Origin of the sequence: Argonema galeatum A003/A1, assembly GCF_023333595.1 — a bacterium.
GTDB classification, from domain to species: domain Bacteria; phylum Cyanobacteriota; class Cyanobacteriia; order Cyanobacteriales; family Aerosakkonemataceae; genus Argonema; species Argonema galeatum.
On record NZ_JAIQZM010000065.1, the window covers coordinates 1 to 17,730 of the forward strand.

Annotated in this window: 14 protein-coding genes; 5 read left to right on the forward strand and 9 right to left on the reverse strand. The window is 43.8% G+C overall.

Annotated features, from left to right (window positions below; all coding sequences use genetic code 11):
- From LAY41_RS31060 to LAY41_RS31095, 8 genes are all read right to left on the reverse strand, one after another.
- On the reverse strand, positions 1–291 hold a 291-nt coding region (locus LAY41_RS31060; RefSeq protein WP_249106434.1), incomplete at its 3' end, for a hypothetical protein.
- A gap of 5 nt (positions 292–296) precedes the next feature.
- Positions 297–863, reverse strand: a complete 567-nt coding sequence (locus tag LAY41_RS31065) for a COP23 domain-containing protein (protein WP_249106435.1) — start codon at positions 861–863, stop codon at positions 297–299.
- Positions 864–904: 41 nt separating this feature from the next.
- Positions 905–3,403 carry an ATP-binding protein gene (locus LAY41_RS31070; protein ID WP_249106436.1) on the reverse strand — a complete coding sequence of 833 codons (2,499 nt, stop codon included), beginning with the start codon at positions 3,401–3,403 and terminating at the stop codon, positions 905–907.
- Positions 3,404–3,915: 512 nt separating this feature from the next.
- Complete coding sequence (locus LAY41_RS31075) at positions 3,916–4,500, reverse strand: endonuclease dU (protein WP_249106437.1); 585 nt, start codon at positions 4,498–4,500, stop codon at positions 3,916–3,918.
- Positions 4,501–4,669: 169 nt separating this feature from the next.
- A complete protein-coding gene (locus LAY41_RS31080; RefSeq protein WP_249106438.1) occupies positions 4,670–9,226 on the reverse strand; it encodes an alpha-2-macroglobulin family protein in 4,557 nt (1,518 codons plus the stop codon).
- A 95-nt stretch (positions 9,227–9,321) separates the two neighbouring features.
- Positions 9,322–10,323, reverse strand: a complete 1,002-nt coding sequence (locus LAY41_RS31085) for an ADP-ribosylglycohydrolase family protein (RefSeq protein WP_249106439.1) — start codon at positions 10,321–10,323, stop codon at positions 9,322–9,324.
- A gap of 214 nt (positions 10,324–10,537) precedes the next feature.
- On the reverse strand, positions 10,538–11,476 hold the full coding sequence (gene rbsK / locus LAY41_RS31090; RefSeq protein ID WP_338023082.1) for a ribokinase: 939 nt from the start codon (positions 11,474–11,476) through the stop codon (positions 10,538–10,540).
- Complete coding sequence (locus LAY41_RS31095; protein WP_249106440.1) at positions 11,477–11,857, reverse strand: J domain-containing protein; 381 nt, start codon at positions 11,855–11,857, stop codon at positions 11,477–11,479.
- A gap of 613 nt (positions 11,858–12,470) precedes the next feature.
- Here LAY41_RS31095 and LAY41_RS31100 point away from each other — a divergent pair.
- Entirely contained in the window at positions 12,471–12,824 is a 354-nt protein-coding gene (locus tag LAY41_RS31100; protein ID WP_249106441.1) for a DUF1823 family protein, read from the forward strand.
- A gap of 123 nt (positions 12,825–12,947) precedes the next feature.
- Here LAY41_RS31100 and LAY41_RS31105 read toward each other — a convergent pair whose 3' ends face one another.
- Complete coding sequence (locus tag LAY41_RS31105; RefSeq protein ID WP_249106443.1) at positions 12,948–14,732, reverse strand: putative bifunctional diguanylate cyclase/phosphodiesterase; 1,785 nt, start codon at positions 14,730–14,732, stop codon at positions 12,948–12,950.
- A 51-nt stretch (positions 14,733–14,783) separates the two neighbouring features.
- On the opposite strand from LAY41_RS31105, the gene LAY41_RS31110 reads away from it, so the two are divergent.
- From LAY41_RS31110 to modA, 4 genes are all read left to right on the forward strand, one after another.
- The gene (locus tag LAY41_RS31110) at positions 14,784–15,149 is read left to right on the forward strand and encodes a hypothetical protein (protein ID WP_249106445.1); all 366 of its coding nucleotides are present in this window, start codon (positions 14,784–14,786) and stop codon (positions 15,147–15,149) included.
- Between the two features lie 170 nt (positions 15,150–15,319).
- Positions 15,320–15,595 (forward strand): hypothetical protein, encoded by a 276-nt coding sequence (locus LAY41_RS31115; protein ID WP_420840364.1) that lies wholly within the window; start codon positions 15,320–15,322, stop codon positions 15,593–15,595.
- Positions 15,596–15,612: 17 nt separating this feature from the next.
- Positions 15,613–16,779 (forward strand): 8-amino-7-oxononanoate synthase, encoded by a 1,167-nt coding sequence (bioF, locus tag LAY41_RS31120; RefSeq protein ID WP_249106446.1) that lies wholly within the window; start codon positions 15,613–15,615, stop codon positions 16,777–16,779.
- Positions 16,776–17,570: a molybdate ABC transporter substrate-binding protein gene (gene modA / locus LAY41_RS31125; RefSeq protein WP_249106447.1), complete on the forward strand. Its 795-nt coding sequence runs from the start codon at positions 16,776–16,778 to the stop codon at positions 17,568–17,570. The genes bioF and modA overlap by 4 nt, the downstream gene beginning before the upstream one ends.
- Positions 17,571–17,730 lie beyond the last annotated feature (160 nt).

Sequence of the window (17,730 nt, forward strand, 5' to 3'; positions counted from 1 at the left end):
ATCAGCCTGGAGTTTTAACCCCAGGCGTCCGTGGACTGTAGAAAGATATTCAGTCCACTTTAGTGGACTTTCGCTATCAGCCTGGAGTTTTAACCCCAGGCGTCCGTGGACTGTAGAAAGATATTCAGTCCACTTTAGTGGACTTTCGCTATTAGCCTGGGAATTGATTCCCAGGCGGGTGAGTGGTTGGCGAGAGATCTCAGAATTACCACGGGCAAAGCGGTAATTCTGGTTACAGCTCAACTGCAACACAGCAGATAAAATAATTGCACCGCAGCTGAGCCGAGTCATAGCCATCACTGCCGCCGATCGGAATTTTGAGGTTTAGAGCGGTTGGAAGCGCTTCCCATAGGCGTATACTGACCGTTTAAAAATTTATCTAGACTGATGTAGACAGGCTGGGTGGATTCGCTGATAGGGGCCGCAGAAGCAACACGGATACGAAATATCCTTTGCAGACTGTCTCTGGGAGTGCTGCCATTAGAATTGAGAGCGAATAACGGTTCGCCGCTACAAGGCCCATTCTCTTCCTGGGCAACGCAGACTACAGTTTGACCGTTCTTAAATCCAGTGGTGAAATATTTTAGCGTGCCGTTGTTGTAGTAAGTCTGGAGTCTGCTAGATACTTCCTCACAGCTTTTTTGAGGGGTATCGCCTGAACTGACGAGATTTGGCGAATTCCAGAGAATCATCGGCACTTCTCCCTGTGGCGTGCGGGCAATGGTTGCTGGGACGCCGTTGCTGGTGCCGCAGAAGAAGTTGGTGCTGCTGGTTTCGGCATGGCTGGGGGGAGTTATGGTAGATGCACTCAAGAGTGCGATCGCTAACGCCGAGTATATCTGAGCTTCGGTGAGCTTTTTCATAATTATCTCTGTTACTCAAGCGAAAAAGACCTGTACTGTCTCTAGCTTAGCCTTGGCTTGATGGGAAGCTCAACAATAAATTCTGCACCCTGTCCCGGCGCTGAGACACAAGTCAAGTTACCGCCGTGTTTCTCCACCACAACGGAATGGCTAATCGCCAACCCAATCCCAGTACCTTTGCTGGCAGATTTGGTGGTAAAAAATGGGTCAAACAACCGACGCTGCACTTTCTCTGAGATACCGAGGCCGTTATCTGCAATGCTAATAACCACGCGGTGTTTGTCTGCCAGGTAAGTGCGAATCCGGATAGTAGGATGCAGGCGCGTTAAGACTTGGCGCTCGGAATTCCGAATTCCCGACTCATCAAAAGCATCGATCGCATTTGCCAGTAGATTCATAAATACCTGATTCAGCTGACCCGCGTAACACTCTATTTTAGGAAGTTTGCCATACTCTTTGATCACCTGAATAGCGCGACGATTGGAGCTTGGTTTGAATCGATTGCCTAAAATTAACAGAGTGCTATCTATCCCTTCGTGAATGTCTACCGGCTTCATTTCGCTTTCATCAATGCGGGAGAAGGTTCGCAAAGCATGAACAATCTCCCGAATGCGATCGGCCCCCACTTTCATCGAACGCAACAGCTTGGGCAAGTCTTCAATCATAAATTCTAAGTCAATTTCCTCTGTTATTTCGGTAATCTCATCTCCCGGTGATGGAAAATTCTGGCGATATAAGTTTAGTAAGTTAAGCAAGTCTTTGGTATAGTCATCTGCATAAACCAGATTTCCAGAGATAAAGTTGATGGGATTATTAATCTCATGAGCAACACCAGCTACCATTTGTCCCAAACTAGACATTTTTTCGTTCTGCACCAGTTGAGTTTGGGTGTGTTGCAGTTCTAAAAGAGCTACTTCTAACTGAGACGCTTTTTCTCTTTCTCGCGCTTCCGATTCTTGCAAAGCTCCATTTAATTTAGCAATCTCATCGGCTTGACGCAACACAATACTGATAATAGCGTTTCTTAGTTCGTATGCAGCATCAATTTCGCACTGTTTCCAAGGCAAAGACTTTAAACTAACAATTTCTTTCCACAATTCAAACGATTTGCGAGGAGACAAATGTAAAATACCATCCAGCATTCTTTCCTTTATTTGAGCCGGTTCATTGGGATTGCCCGCCCAATTCACTGTTTGAATGACTTCAGGCCGAAACCACAAAACATAATTACTCCTCGTTTGAGAAATTGCAATTCCTATTAACCCACTTGCTACATCTTTAAATTCCTCTGCTTCTGGATAAATTTTGGCCAAATAATCCGTATAAAATATATCCTGTTTAAATCTATTATCTATCCATTTTATTAACTCTTTAATCTCTGCCTCCGAAGGAGTTTTGCCGATAATTTTGTAATCTCCGTCAATACAGACGGCGGCTCCTTCAGCGCTGACCAAATCTAGTAAGTTTGGGTAATACTTAACCAAGCCATAAACAAAGTTTTTTTCTTTAGACATATATTCAATAAACTTAGCAATTATCGATTTTAATTGCAGCTTATAATCATAGTCTTGATTATTTTCTTTTGCTGTCAATTCTACAGACATTACTTGTCCCAGGAATTTGCAAGCTGTCCGCACTTCATAAGAAACATACTTGGGTGAATAGTGGTGACAAGCAACAAGTCCCCAAAGTTTCCGGTCTTTAATTAAAGATATAGACATAGAAGCGGTAACACCCATATTTTGCAGGTATTCTATATGAAGAGGAGATACGCTTCTTAAGACAGAAAAACTTAGATTGAGCGAGTTATTGATAACAGCATTATTAGCTGGTATAATTTCAACTGGTTGGTAGTTTACATCGGCAATTAACCTCAGCAAATTTAAACAATATAATTTTCTAGCCGATTGAGGGATATCTGTCGCCGGGTAATTTAGCCCTAAAAAAGCAGCTAAATATTCTCGTTTATCTTCGGCAATTACAGAGCCATGTCCTTGCGAGTTAAATTTATACACCATAACTCTGTCAAAATCAGTAATTTTTCGGATTTCCTGCGCGATCGCTTGACATAACTCCTCTAAATTGGATGTTTCTTGAAGCTTAGATACAGCCCCTCTTATGTAATGATAAAAACTTAAAAATAGCTTATTTTCTTGATAAATAGCTGGTTCTAACTCCAAGATTAATACGCCATCAATTCTATGGACGATCCCATCAAAGAAGCGATCGGCCCCAGCCGTTTTGATCGATAATTTAACCGGATTTATGGTTTCCAGATCTTCATTAGTCAATAAACATTGCTTCAGATGCTCCAATTGAGAATGCTCGATCAATTCCCCCAAATTCTTTCTAATTAATTTTTCCACAGGAATACCGAAAAATTCTAAGGTATTGTTGCTCACTTGTAAAATTGTCAAATGAGGCTCCCTTAACACCAAAAGTACACCATGAGGCTGAATGGAACCAGGCAGGTGAATCGGTTCCCTTTCACAGTTAGTTAAATCAGCTTCTTCACCTGTTATAATTTCGCTTTTATTCATCTTCTTGACTTTCCTTTGTAGAACTGGTTAACTCCTTTCCTAAGACTTAGCCCCGATACCAGTCTCTCCCTGAGAGTCATATATCATAGCAGCTAATCCCTGCGGCACGCTACAAAAAAGCGCCATTCGGCTTTATAGTGAGATGTGTCGATAGTAATGACCCTGCTTTTACTCCCAAGGATAAACCTTACAGATCTTATCAATAGGAGTAACTGATTATAAGATGCCCATAAAAACTAATTTATTTACAAGGTTTTTAAGTTTATGTAATATTTTTTAATAAATTTGAAATATCCCTTGATACCAAATCCGGTAGCAACATACTTGTATATGTTGTCTGATTGTAGGGGCGGGTAATGCCCTAGAGATTGTCTGTTCGACAGAAAGGCGCTCTGCCAAAAGAGCCCCTACCATACAATACGGATGCAACCGGACACGATATAACATATCAAAAAATGTAATTTTAGCAAATATGGACTATAGTTGTTTAGATAGGAGAATTTATGTGAAAATTACGCAGAACTGCTACTTTCCCCTTTAATTACAGCCGCACCAATCAAATGTGCCAGACGTAGAGCTTCCGGAACTTTGCCGCAGTCAGTCAGTCGTTGCAGCACCGCAGCGGTAACTTCTGGACTCTCACCACACACCTGAAAGAAAAACGGTGGAAACGCATGAATATTACCCGCACGGCCCAGTATTTCCAGACGTCGTTCTGGTTGCGGTAGATGACGAATGGCGGTTTCTACACCAGCAAGATCTGGCTGACGGCGCATTACCGCAACGCAGGGGAGTGCGAGGCGCTGGGAAAGTAATGGTAAATCTATCATATTCAAGCCACCGAAGGCAATACCGTCTAGCAGGACAATATGCAATTGCGGCAGAAATTTGCCACCGATAAGTAACTTACAAATTGTATCTGTGGCGTTCCAACCATCTTGTCGGACTTTTCCCCACACCATACCCTCAAAGCGGGTATTCGCAGAAATGATACCGCTAATGGATGCAACACCACCTTTTCTACGTACAAAAGGTGCATCGTCGAAACCGATAACGCGAATGGCCCGATCGAGTCTGAGTAGAGATTCGAGATTCATCACTTAATAAATGCTTAGGGTGCGTTAGCGTTAGATCATGTTAGGTCGATTAGCCATAGTTAAATATTTGGTATGTTGTTGCGTTTTAGCGCTCTTTAAGATAGCGCTAAAGCGCAACAACATACCTGATGGGCGATCGATCGAACATAATATTACGCAACAACTTCAACTAATTAACAACCAACTGACTGCTACTACTTAGCGTCATCAAATCCGGTTTGTACATTTGGTAAACGCGGATCGGATTCACCTGCACTTGTCCCGGTAATTCGGCGTGGAAACGTGCTTTTACCCGAATTGTTTCGTTGAGATTAGAGGCAAATAAAGCAACTTTATTGTGGTTAACCTCCACATGGTCAAATTGGTGCGGTACTTCCATCAAATCTGACTGTTGATTGAAGGTTACTCCAGCAGGAATCGGAATTTCAATCATCAGCGCTTCCAGACTTTGATTGGGTGTGAATTGCAAACTCAAATCTGTATATTCGCCGATCGCAAATTGTTGCTGACTCCATTGCATATCCAGATTGCCGATACTCTGTACCTGGTTTGTACTTAGAGATTGTTGTCGATAAGTATGCAATTCAATCAAAACGTGAGCGTTAAAACCTCCTGAAGAATTGAAAGATATTTTATTATTACCATTCTGGAATTTATCCAAATAGATTCGCCGTGCTTGATAAAGTAAATCGATTTGTTCTATACCTTTAGCTTTGGAAAAATCAAAAGCCTTAATAGGTTGATTGTTGAGGGAAATGCTGACTTTTCCCTCAACATCAGATTCTGTCCAAGCTAAGTGACCGACTTCTGCGATCGCCCAAGAAGCATACAGCGTATCGCGAGTGGAATACCAACCAGTAGAACGCCGATTTGCTAACAGATAATCCAATGCCAGTTTGAGTGATTTTCGCACGTTCATATTTTCGGGGAAAGCGTGACCTAATGCCATCATGCAGTATGCTGTAGTTTCGATCGGGCCAGTCAGACTGCTTTTACCAATCCAAGTACCATTTTGCTGTTGTGCGTTCAACAAAATATTCTTGAGTTGAGTCATAAATTCCTTTTCTGTTTCTTGGTATGCCTCAACTCGCGTTAAACCATCTAATACTAAAGATAGGCAAGTTTCATCATCTTGATAACTCGACAAATTTTGTTTTAACCATTGCAAAGTTTCCGATAAAGATATTTTTGCTAAGCTAGCACCGTGAAAGATAAAGGATGTGTTACCCGCTTCCGAAAGTGTAGAAGGAAAAGGAGTTTCTACGCTGCGTTGCGCTTTCCAACTGCCGGATGGTTCGCGATAATTTTGCAGGTAAGAGACAGCTTTATCGAGGACTTCTTGGTTGACATCCACAATTTGCCCGATTAATGCTAACAAGCTGAAAGCTAATGCTGTATGAAAGATGGAAGTGTTTTCGCCACTCCACAATCCGAAGCCACCTGTGTTAGGATTGCGGAAGATAGTCAGGTAGCGATCGCGTCCTGCTTGCAAATTTTCGGTTAGCTTTTTCGCAAATGCAGGTGTTAGTTTATTATGTCGTTCCAAATATCTGTAAAGGATGTAATTCGGCAAAGTGGAAGCATAAGTTTGTTCGCAACATCCATAAGGATATCCCGCTAGAGATTCCACGCCTTCAATTACAGCAGCTTGTACGTTTGGCATCAGCGAGAGAATCCCTAAAGTAAATATTTCATCTCCCGCTAATTCAAATTCCCATTCTACAGGTTTGGCGGGTGATAAAGGTGCAGTAAATCGGTCAATTTTCGGTTCTCCAGGTGGTTGCACTCGCAGGGGTGTATCTAGTTGGGATATTTCGCGAAAATTCTTCGTTTCTAAAGATAACAAAACGTTGGCATTGCCTACTTCTATTGCTTCAATTCCCCAATTTACCAATACGCTTTGTTTGGGTGGCAAGGATGTAATTGCCTGTTCTGTTAAGGAAGCGCGAATTTTTTCCGTTTCCAGTTTGAGGGTAACGTCGGTAAATTCTCGATCGGATAAATTTTGTACAATTGTTCTAATCGTACTTTTATCTCCCCAAATCATTTCTGCTGGATTTTTGATCGTAGTAAATAGGGGATTTCGGACAGTTACGCGATGAGTTGCTGTGCCGAAGTTCGACTCGCCAATAATAAAAATGACGATATCGTATTCGGTGATAGCATCGCTACCTTTAAAGTTAATTGTTGCCGAACTTGCACCGCTTTTGATATCGATCGGGCCGAAAGATTCCACTTCAATAAAGTCTTCTCTCACCACCAGGGAAGGCATCTGAACAGATTCAATTTCACCGTCATTATAGTTCTCCACACCAAACGAACCAAACGAAAACTCAACTTCTATATCAGATAAGTCTGCTGGCATTCCCCGCGTTACTTCTGGCGGCATATGTCCTCGCGCAGGTGCTGACATTGCCATCATTGGCGGGATTGGCCCCCGCCTACGAACCTGCATAAATTCAGGTGTGTCATCTTGGTTAAAATTATTGGCTATTCTCCTTACAGAACCTCTGGTTTGCGCTATCTTAATTAACTGATAGAACGCTTTCGACCTTAATTCATTATCGCTAATGTTTGTGGGTGATTTTGGAGGTTTTGCCCATTGGAATTCAAGATTAAAACCTCTTGCATATAACTCTACGCGGTAGATTTGAAATTCTTCGATCAATCCGAAACTTTGCAGCACCTGGGATACATCTTTAACCTGGTAGGCGCTACACAGCAATGTGCGGATGAATTGTTTTTTTTCTTCGATCCAATTTTCACTTGATGAACCAAATAACTTTTTGAACCAACTTTCTTCGGTTAAACGAACTAAAATCAGTCTACCTTGATAATTCTGGTCAACATACGCAAAACTATGCCATGAAACTCCGGCTAAATTTACTTCACATACCCTTGCTTCTTGCTGGATTCTCGACCATTCCTGAATATTGATAGAGGAAAAACGTTTTAAATCTCTGGTAGCTGCTTCCCTGGTAAAGCGAGTAGCTAAAACATCATCTTTTGTCGATCGCGCAATTCTTCTGTCAATTAACCAGGCGACAAGTTTGGCATCCTCAGTCAGCGCTTGGGGTAAATTAACTGTTACTTGTATCGCTTCCCCTGTAGCAACTTCCTTAAGTCCTTCCGCAGTAGCTTTCCAAAGTGGTGAATTATCGCTATTTTGGGATATTTTCACTGGCAAGGGAATATCCCGTTCTTGAAATTCTGGGAAATCTTTTAATATACTGACTTTGAGATTCAGTGGTGAAGTTACTTGTTTTGGCAGTTTAAACGTGACTTTTCCGGTTCCATCTGCTAACCTAAAATCTAGGGAACGCACCACCACATCGCTAATGATTTCAGCAGAACCTAATGTGATTTTTTGAATAATATCAGGTCGTCCTTTAACTCGGATATCTGCGGTGACAGTTTCACCCCCTTGGTATTCTAATTTATCGAAAGATGCGTCTAACCAGATATCCTGCGGCATCCAAGGAATTACGTGGATAATTTCTTCTACTTCTTGACTGATTCCTTCAATTACCGCTGATGTATTGGCTTTGAATATCATCCGCTCATCAATGTCTTTGAACTGCACCTTGATGACAACTTGGCCGCTAGCATTTGTGACTAAATTAGGAATTTCTAAATATTCCCAACACTCGGATTCTCCGGCTAGATTAAAGTGAATTGGTATTCCCTGGATTGGATTACCCACTGGATCGACGATCTTAATTTCAAGACTAACAGGAATGCCTGCTTTGCGAGGATTAAAGGGTGATTTAGTGTTGATGGAAATATCAAAATGTTGCGTAACAACTTTATAACTTCCCTGACAATTGCCGGTTCTAGATTGGGGGTCTTCAATTTCTAATTCCCATTCATAATTACCTGGTTCGGCGCATTCCAGGTTAAACTGATAAGCACCGGCAGGCAGTTCTAGGTTATCTAGGACAATTTCCTTGGCAATAACTTTTTGTCCGTTTGACCGTCTGTGCAATAGGAACTTTCCCTGTTTGACTTGTTCGACGGGTTCACCGAAAAAGTACCGTACATTCACAGATTGATTACTCTTGGAACCAAAGAAAAACCAGGTTGGTAAGTCATGTTGAATTTCGATTTCCGGTTTCTCGAAGCGAATTACTTCTACAGTCGCTTTCTCAATTTGTTTTTCTTCCTGTTTCAGGACAAGTTTCCATTCTCCGGTAGGGTCGTGTTCTGATATTTCTAGGCGAAATAGCGATAGCAAACATCCCGCTTTTACTTCAATTGCTCTTCTTTCCAAACCGCTGGGGTCAACAAGCGTTAAACTTATCGGTTTTTGCGATAATTGAATTGTGCCATTTTCGGATAAATCGCGATGTAGGACAAATCCCTGAATATCAGCACCGGGTCGCACTTTGGCAGTTGGCAACCAAATTAATGCTTTTGTCTCTAACTCTGGTTTATGTAAGTGAATCAAACATTGTTCTAAAATGCCGTTTTCTTCTGTCCAAAATCTGAGAAAGGTGGGTAATTCGTTGGGAATATAAAGTAATTCGCGGGTATCGTTGACTACCCAGCGTTCGTTTAATTTTAAGGAATCTTCTATATTAATGGTGCCTTTTTGCTGTACCCAAACGCGATAGTAAGATCCTCTATCTTGAGGTATATTTTCCAATCCCCAAATTTCAAATTTCATCTGTTTCGCCTGGTTTTTTATTATTAAACCCAGCATAGCTGCTGGGGTTTCGATCGGCAAACCCCACCCCCTGCCCCTCCCCGCAACGGTGAGGGGGGTAATACTCCGCCCTTCCCTCGTAGGGAAGAGGCGTTGGGTGGTTAGATCTGCCCGATCTACTCATCCCACAGTTCGCCCAGCGCGGCCAACCTGTCGCGATACTCGATCCGACTCGTCCAATCTTCCGGCCATGCCGCCATCCCCAGATAAGCACCTGCAAAAGCGCCCGTCAGACAAGCGATCGAATCTGAATCCCCTGAAGTAACTGCGGCACGACGCAACGCCGCAACGGGTTCTTCTGGAAATAACAGAAAACACAGCAAACCAGTCGCAAAAGCTTCCTCTGCGACCCACCCTTCACCCGTAGCTTCGCAGGGGTTGCGATCGCGATTTGGTTCCGCCAATGCAGCATCAAGACGATCGAGTACCGACATACATTCATCCCAACCACGGCTGATGAATTCCTCTGGTGTGTCGGTGTCAGGACGTTTCCAGAGTGGGCCTAGCCAGTCGCTGTGGTAGACTGTGCGCTGAGATAAAGCGTAGGCGCGGAGTCGCAGCGGGAGTTCTTCTGGAGTGCCATCGGCAGCTAGATCGGCGATCGCATAAGCAGTCAAATCCGAAGCTGCAAGGGCCGTAGGATGACCGTGGGTCAATGCGGCTTGGAATTGTGCGATCGGTCCCCGAATATTTCTCTCCAGTGGCAGCAGACCCACAGGCGCGACACGCATATTCGCACCGCAACCCTTCGAGTCAGCTACAGTCGCCTGATACCAGGGGCGACCGGCTGCCAAGTTAGCGCACGCACTCAAGCAGGTTCTACCGGGGGCGCGGTTGTTGTCAGGGCTAAGCCACCAAGCGACGAAAGCACGCCGCAGTGTTGCTTCCAGACTGGCTGCGCTGTATTTTCTACCCGCTTCAACCAGCGCCTCTCCGACAGATAAAGCCATCTGCGTATCATCGGTGACAGGTGCGGGATCGCCAAATGGTTCTTGTGGCCCGTCGGGTGGGAAGCGGTGTAGAATTTCATCAACATTCAAAAACTCGGTCTTAGCACCAAGGGCATCACCCAAAGCAAGGCCAAATAAGCATCCAGAGGCACGACGCTTTGACTCCACAATCCCCCCTTTTAGATTTTAGATTTTAGATTTTAGATTGAAGAATTGCTATTTGTCATTAGTCATTAGTCATTGGTTATTAGTGTAAAGTTTTTTATTAATGACTAATAGACCTCTCCAGAAATTAAAGGTGCGTTACCTGTAACCCTCGTAGAGACGTTGCATGCAACGTCTCTACATTCTTTTTTGGAGAGGTCTAATGAAAATCTAAAATTCAAAATTCCCCAGTCCCCCATTCTTTAATAAGAAATGTGTCGAACGTTTCGCGATCGCACATCGAAGCCATAGCACCAGGTTTGGTTGTAGAAATAGCGCCAGCAGCAGCGCCCCAAACCACTGCCTCACGCAACGATCGCCCCTCAGCAATGGCAGCTGCCAAACCACCGTTGAAGGCATCCCCAGCTGCTACCGTATCAACCGTCTGCACTTGAAAAGCTGGCACAAAAAATGTTGACTCTGCCGTCGCACAGCAGACACCTTGTGCGCCCAATTTGACGATCGCAGTTCCCACACCCTTTTGGCGCAACACAGACGCCGCTTTCGCAGCCGTTTCAAAATTATTTACCGGAAAACCAACCAATTGCCCAGCCTCAATTTGATTCGGCGTGATAATATCAACGAGTCGATAAAGCTCATCCGGGACATCTACTTGAGCCGGTGCTGGGTCGAGAATTACCCTGACACCGGCACTTTGAGCGGCTTTGGCAGCTGAGAGTACCGCCGTTAAAGGAATCTCGAACTGAAGCAGCAGTACAGCAGCGTTATCCAAAAGATTAATCAAATTTTCTACATCTGTCTCATTCACGCATCCGTTAGCGCCGGGAACAACGATGATGTGATTTTGCCCGGTGTCGTCTACGGCAATAATTGCGACGCCAGTATGAGCCGTTTCATCTATTAATATACGGTCTATCTGCACCCCAAATGTTTGAAGATTGGTGAGGGCCGATCGCCCAAAGTTATCATCTCCAACGCGCCCTACTAGCTGGGTAGGAATACCCAAACGCGCAGACGCTACCGCCTGATTTGCGCCTTTCCCGCCTGGTGCGGTAAAAAAATCATGACCCAGGATAGTTTCGCCAGTCACGGGCAAACGAGGCGATCGGGCCACCAAATCCATATTAATACTGCCGAAGACGATAATCTTTTTCACTTAATCTAACCACGCATCCACATCTTTGCGCCTGCAATTCTTCCACGGCATATAATCATAACTATCTTTACTGTAGTTTTCTGACCTTGGTGCTTGTTTGTAGTCATCTTTACCGTTTGAGGGGGATGGTTGAGTTTGGCTAGACTCAGATTGCGGTGGAGATGCTAGAGCCTCAGCAATTGGTATAAACGATCGCAACTTCTCGTGCGCTTCGTTAAGTTGCTGAAGCTTTTTATGTGCCTTTTGTTGCAATCTGGGATGATTCTGAAAACGATCGGGATGCCACACGGTCGCTAAATCTCTATATCCCTGACGAATTTCCTCAAGTGTTGCTCCAGGCTCTAGCTCAAGTATTTTATAGTATTGCGCCGCATTACTCATCTACAACCCCCTCTAGCCATTCCAAACATAGTGAGGAAAACCGTACTTCCCAGTTTGAAGTGACTTAACGGTAATGTGGCGATCTTGAACACATCTTTTTAATAACAATATCTGAAGATACTTTTTTTAACTTAAGTACATATTGGATAGAGTAAACACTTCTATAGCTTGCCTTTGAATAATCACTCTTAAGGTAGAGGCGGAAACTCACAACGCCCTACTGCGGAATGTGGGTATGAGAAATATTTCAACATCATGTAGGGGCAATTCATGAATTGCCTCGCCTAAAAAAAGGTTTTTTACTGTTAATATTCCTAAAGCAACCAATATGTTTAAAGCTGTTTTGTGCATAGCAGGGGTTTACGAGAAAAAATGTGCTTTGATATCTATAATATGATATATAGCAACCGATGAAAGTCGGTTAAGCCATAAATCTGGGGCAGGGGCTAGGGGCGAAGCATTCGGGTAGTAAATATAAGGTTTTAACCAATAAATTATATGCCCGAATGCTTCGCCCCTACTGCCCTAATCGACGAGAGCGGTTGCTATACATTTTTTAGATTTTACACAAGCGTATTGCTTTAGTTTTTTTCACTCTTAGCTTATTTTTGCCATGTCTAACCTACCGCCGCTGAATACCGAAACGATGTGGGCTATTCTCAATGAAGAAATTGATGATGACACGGTGAACCAACTGGTTTGGCGCTGCTTGGGTTATCGCTACGAGGAAGCAACGGGCAAGTGGGATACAGCTGGCGTTGCAGATGAATGGCGGGATGAGTATCCAGAACCGCCTAATTTTATCGAAAGTCGTCCGCCAACGGTGAAGCTGACTCGTTCTATTCCTGCTGAAAATAAACAATTGTTGAAGGAAAAATTGGGTTTTAAAGGTTATAAAGTGGGTGAATTTGGCCCAAGACAAACTCGGCGGGCAACGGCAGCCAATTGGCTGTTAGGTTATCTGTAAGATACGGCTTCAACAAGTCAGAAAGAAACATAGAGCGGCTTTGCAGCCCTTATGAAGTACACCGCAGAAACCCGGTTTCTATCTACCTAACTCACCTGAAAAGCGCTGTAGTGAATCGAGAAATCAATTAATTTTGACTGCACTAAATTGAAATTTTCTGAGGAGTGCGATCGCATCTTTATCTGGTAAAGGCTCGCTGAAAAGGTAACCCTGCATCTCTTCGCATCCGAGTTGGTGCAAACATTCTAGTTGCTCTACAGTTTCCACCCCTTCTGCCACCACGCTCATATTGAGGCTTTGTCCTAGCGCCACCACCGCTGTCGCGATCGCCACATCATAGGGGTCAACTGCCATATCGCGGACAAAAGAGCGGTCAATTTTGATAGTCTGTATAGGGAATTTTTTCAAATAATTTAGCGAAGAATATCCCGTACCAAAATCATCTATAGCTATGCGGACTCCCATTCTATTTAACTGTCTCAAAATTTCACTGGTAAAGTCCACATTCTGCATAGCAGTAGTTTCAGTAATTTCCAACTCCAAAAACCAAGGTTCCAGACTTGTTTCGGCTAAAACCTGCGCCACCATTTCAACTAAATCTGGTTGCTGAAGCTGTCGAGCCGAAAGATTAACTGCCATTCGGATTTGTGGTAATCCAGCATCAAGCCAAGCTTTACTTTGTGTACAAGCAGTCCGCAGCACCCACTCACCAATTGGTAAGATGAGTCCGTTTTCTTCAGCTATCGGAATAAATTTTACTGGAGAAACAAAACCCAATTCAGGAGACTTCCAACGCACCAAAGCCTCCATTCCAGTAATTTGGCCCATATTGATATTTACTTTAGGTTGGTAATAAACGAGAAATTCTCCCCGCTCCCAGGCATGGTGCAGTCTATTTTCCAAAAATAGCAATTCAGAGGCTTCTTCGTTGATATTACGAGTATAAAACTGATAATTATTCCGCCCCTTGGCTTTAGCGCTGTATAAAGCCGCATCCGCATTTTTAATTAGCGTTTCTGCATCTTCACCGTCGTCTGGATAAAGTGCAATGCCAATGCTGCTGGTGATATGAAAGTAGTTATTGCTTAGAAAAAAAGGTGGCTTCAAAGCATCTAAAATTATTTGTGCAATCTCAGCACTACATTCAGCACCGCTAATATTGGGCAGTAACAGGGTAAATTCATCTCCTCCCCAACGAGCGAGTATGTCCGTATCTCGGATACAGTCAGTGAGTCGCAGAGCAACAGCTTTTAATAAGCGATCGCCAACTTCGTGCCCCAGGGTATCGTTGATTTTCTTGAAGCGGTCTAAATCCAGAAACATGACAGCCAATTTTTCTCTGCTGCCACGAGCATTTGCTAATGAAATTAACAGGCGCTCATTAAATAGTATCCGGTTAGGCAAACCTGTCAGTAAATCATGTAAAGCTTGATAATCTACCGCTCCCAAAGTTCTGGCATTCCACCAAATTACAGTGGCTAAAAAAACAATATTCAACACGCAAAAAAGCGCCATCCCAACATCGCTTTCGTATAAGTGCGATCGTTTGCCTAGCAAAATTAACCAGCACAAAATCGGCGGGATTCCAATTACAGCCGCAGACAGACGCCGGATCATAATCCCGCCTGCTAGCTCGCTTGTGGCGATCGCGATCAACCCCCTATCTGGACAGGCCAACAAAATACTAAAAGACAGCAGGATAAAAGCTACGCTCGTATGCAAGGCCATTCCGGTGTAGGAGCCAATGCCGTAAAAAGAGGTGATATTGTAGAGGTAACCCAACAAACCAAAAAATGCCACCAAAAATGCAATTAAGCTAAAGATTTGAGCCGTATAGTACAACCTTTTAGTCAACAGCAGCACGGCAAAGCCAAGCAGGATGAAACTAGCGGCAGTACTTGGAGCCATTCGCCCTGGAGCGTAGGTGTTAACTGCGTTTGTGTCTTCTTTGAAAAAGAATTGATCGATGCCTACGTTGAAGTCAAAGCCATACTGAATCAGCGTCAGCAGACCGATGAGTATGACAAGATAAGGCAAAAGGTAAAAGGCAAAGGTAAAAAGATAATTCTTTCTTTTGCCTTTTGCCCTCGTGACCTGGCAGAGCCTGGTAACGCTTTTTACTTGCTGCTTGTGCAACAGCCACAGGGAGCCACCGCTGAGCATAAAGCCAATGGCTGTGTTGGCTTTCATTGTCACGAGTCTCGGCAAAACGCTCTTGAGCATGGGGATGTCGAACATCCACCCCAGAATGACGACACAGCCAATCAAGAAGACCCCAATACTGGCCGCTTTGGAAAAATCTTGCAGGGAAGCGATCAGCTTTGAGTTCTTGGGGATTTTTATGTTCGGGTTTGGATAAGAACGTTCCAAGGTGGCAATGGTAGTAGATTGCGTTTTTAGAATCAACTAACTACAGATATAATTTCTGTGCTTAATTTAACAGTTTTGGCAACTTTAATACGGAAGGATGCTCTCAAGGCCCGATCGCACCCTGTATGTCAGCACAACTGCCACAATTGAGTAGTATTGAGATTGTCATGGGAGAGTCAGTCATGGGACTTGAGCGAAAAATGTTCAGAGGGGTGTTTGCCCCCGGCGAGGTGGTTCAGCTAAAGCAATACTGTTTTACTCCAGGGCGGGTGTTTGAGCCTGGAAAGTATATTGTTGGTGAATTGCCGGACATCGCTTTTGAAATGGGCTTAGTCGAGCAACTGCCGCCAGTTAAGGGCAAAAGTGCTGAAATTAAAAATACCGAAACTCCCCCAGAATAGGAGCGATCGCATTTTTGATGGCAACCGATCCTTACGCTTGGCTCTCTAAATCCCTCGCTACGATTCATCGGGCAGATTGGTATCGCTCTGTGCAAACTATCGAAAGTATGCCTGGTGCGATCGTACAGCTAGAGGGTCAACCTGTTATCAATTTTGCCAGTAATGATTATCTGGGTTTGGCGGGAGATGAGCGTTCGATTGACGCTGCAACTGCTGCTGTGAAGAAATTCGGCACTGGTAGCACGGGTTCCCGCTTGCTAAGCGGACATCGGGAACTGCATCGGCAATTGGAGAAAGCGATCGCATCCCTCAAACAAACTGAAGACGCCTTAGTATTCAGTTCCGGGTATCTGGCGAACTTGGGAGCGATCGCATCTCTGGTAGGAAAACGGGATTTAATTCTGTGCGATCGGTACAATCACTCTAGCCTCAAAAACGGTGCAATTCTCAGCGGTGCAAAGATCATCGAATACACTCACTGCGATATCGAAGACTTGCAAAATCAGTTAAATAAACATCGGGAAAAATATCGCCGTTGCCTAATTCTCACCGATAGCGTTTTTAGCATGGATGGCGACTTATGTCCATTACCGGCGTTATTAAATTTAGCTGAAAAATTCAGCAGCATGGTATTAGTTGATGAAGCGCACGCCACCGGAGTTTTGGGCGCAAACGGTGCTGGTTGTGTCGAACATTTTAACTGTACTGGATACCCCCTGATTCAAATTGGCACCCTCAGCAAAGCTTTAGGCAGTTTAGGCGGATATGTCGCCGGTTCATCTGCCTTAATTGACTTCTTGCGTAACCGCGCCAAAAGTTGGATTTACACCACCGCTTTATCGCCTGCCGATACAGCAGCCGCATTGGAGGCAATTAATATCGTCAAACAAGAACCCCAACGCCGCGCCCAATTGTGGCGCAATGTAGAGTACTTAAAGCAGCTGATTGCCCAAGAACTGCCTCACCTAAAACTACTGCCTTCTGAGTCGCCTATTCTCTGCTTTCATGTAGACAATGCCAAGGCAGCGTTAACCGTTGGGCTTCAGTTGAAAACAGCAGGTATTTTTGCCCCCGCTATTCGTCCTCCTACCGTGCCTACAAGTCGGATTCGGATCTCCGTCATGGCAATTCACGAACCAGCGCATATTCAGAAATTGGCGTCAGCCTTAAGAGCGATTTTATGAAAAGTATAAATTTTATCGTTTCGACGATCTGTACAGTAATTTTCTGTTTGTGGTTATTCAGCTGTAAACCACAAACGGCAAAGCCAGTCATTTTATTAGTTTCTTCAGCTACTACCTATCAGGAAGTTTTGTTAGAACTCGGTAAGCTTTACCAACAAGAAAAACCTAATATTACGATAAACTACAACTTCGGGCCTAGTATCTTTCTCAAAGAACAAATCAAAAAAGGAGTACCAGTTGATATTTTTTTCTCTGTTAGCAATACAACAATGGATGATTTACAATCACTGGGTTTACTAATTGCGGAAACTCGTCAAAATCTGCCGCTAACAAACCAGCTAGTCTTAATTGTTCCTCAAGATTCCACCCTGCAAATTTCTAATTTTAAAGACCTGATTAACGAAAAAATCAAGAGAGTAGCTTTAGGCCAGGAAAAGTTATTAGCTGGTATAAATGCAAAAGAAACTCTAACTTCTTTAGGAATTTACGATCGAGTGAAAAATAAAGGTATCTTTGCCGGGGATGATATTCGGCAAATCCTGAAAGCTGTAGAAACAAAAAAAGTAGATGCAGGCATTACCTATTTAACAGAGGCTAAGTTATCCGATCGAGTTAAAGTTGTGGCGATCGCACCCGAAAATACACATTCTCCGATTGTATATAATGTAGCCGTAATCAAAGGGTGCCAGAATGTGCCTGAAGCCAAAGAATTTATTCAATTTATTAAGAGTGAAAAAGGTGAAGCCATATCTGAAAAATATGGATTTACTATAATTAAGCAGTCATCATGAAAATCTTTCGGCTACCAACTATTGCCGGGATAAACCTCACCCCCCTAACCCCCCTCTCCGACCTCGGAGAGGGGGGAGAAATACGGCTCTTCCGTACTTAGTGTGCCAAATTATTAGTTTTTTGGTGCCTTACACCTTAGCTGGCTGGGATTTCAAAGCG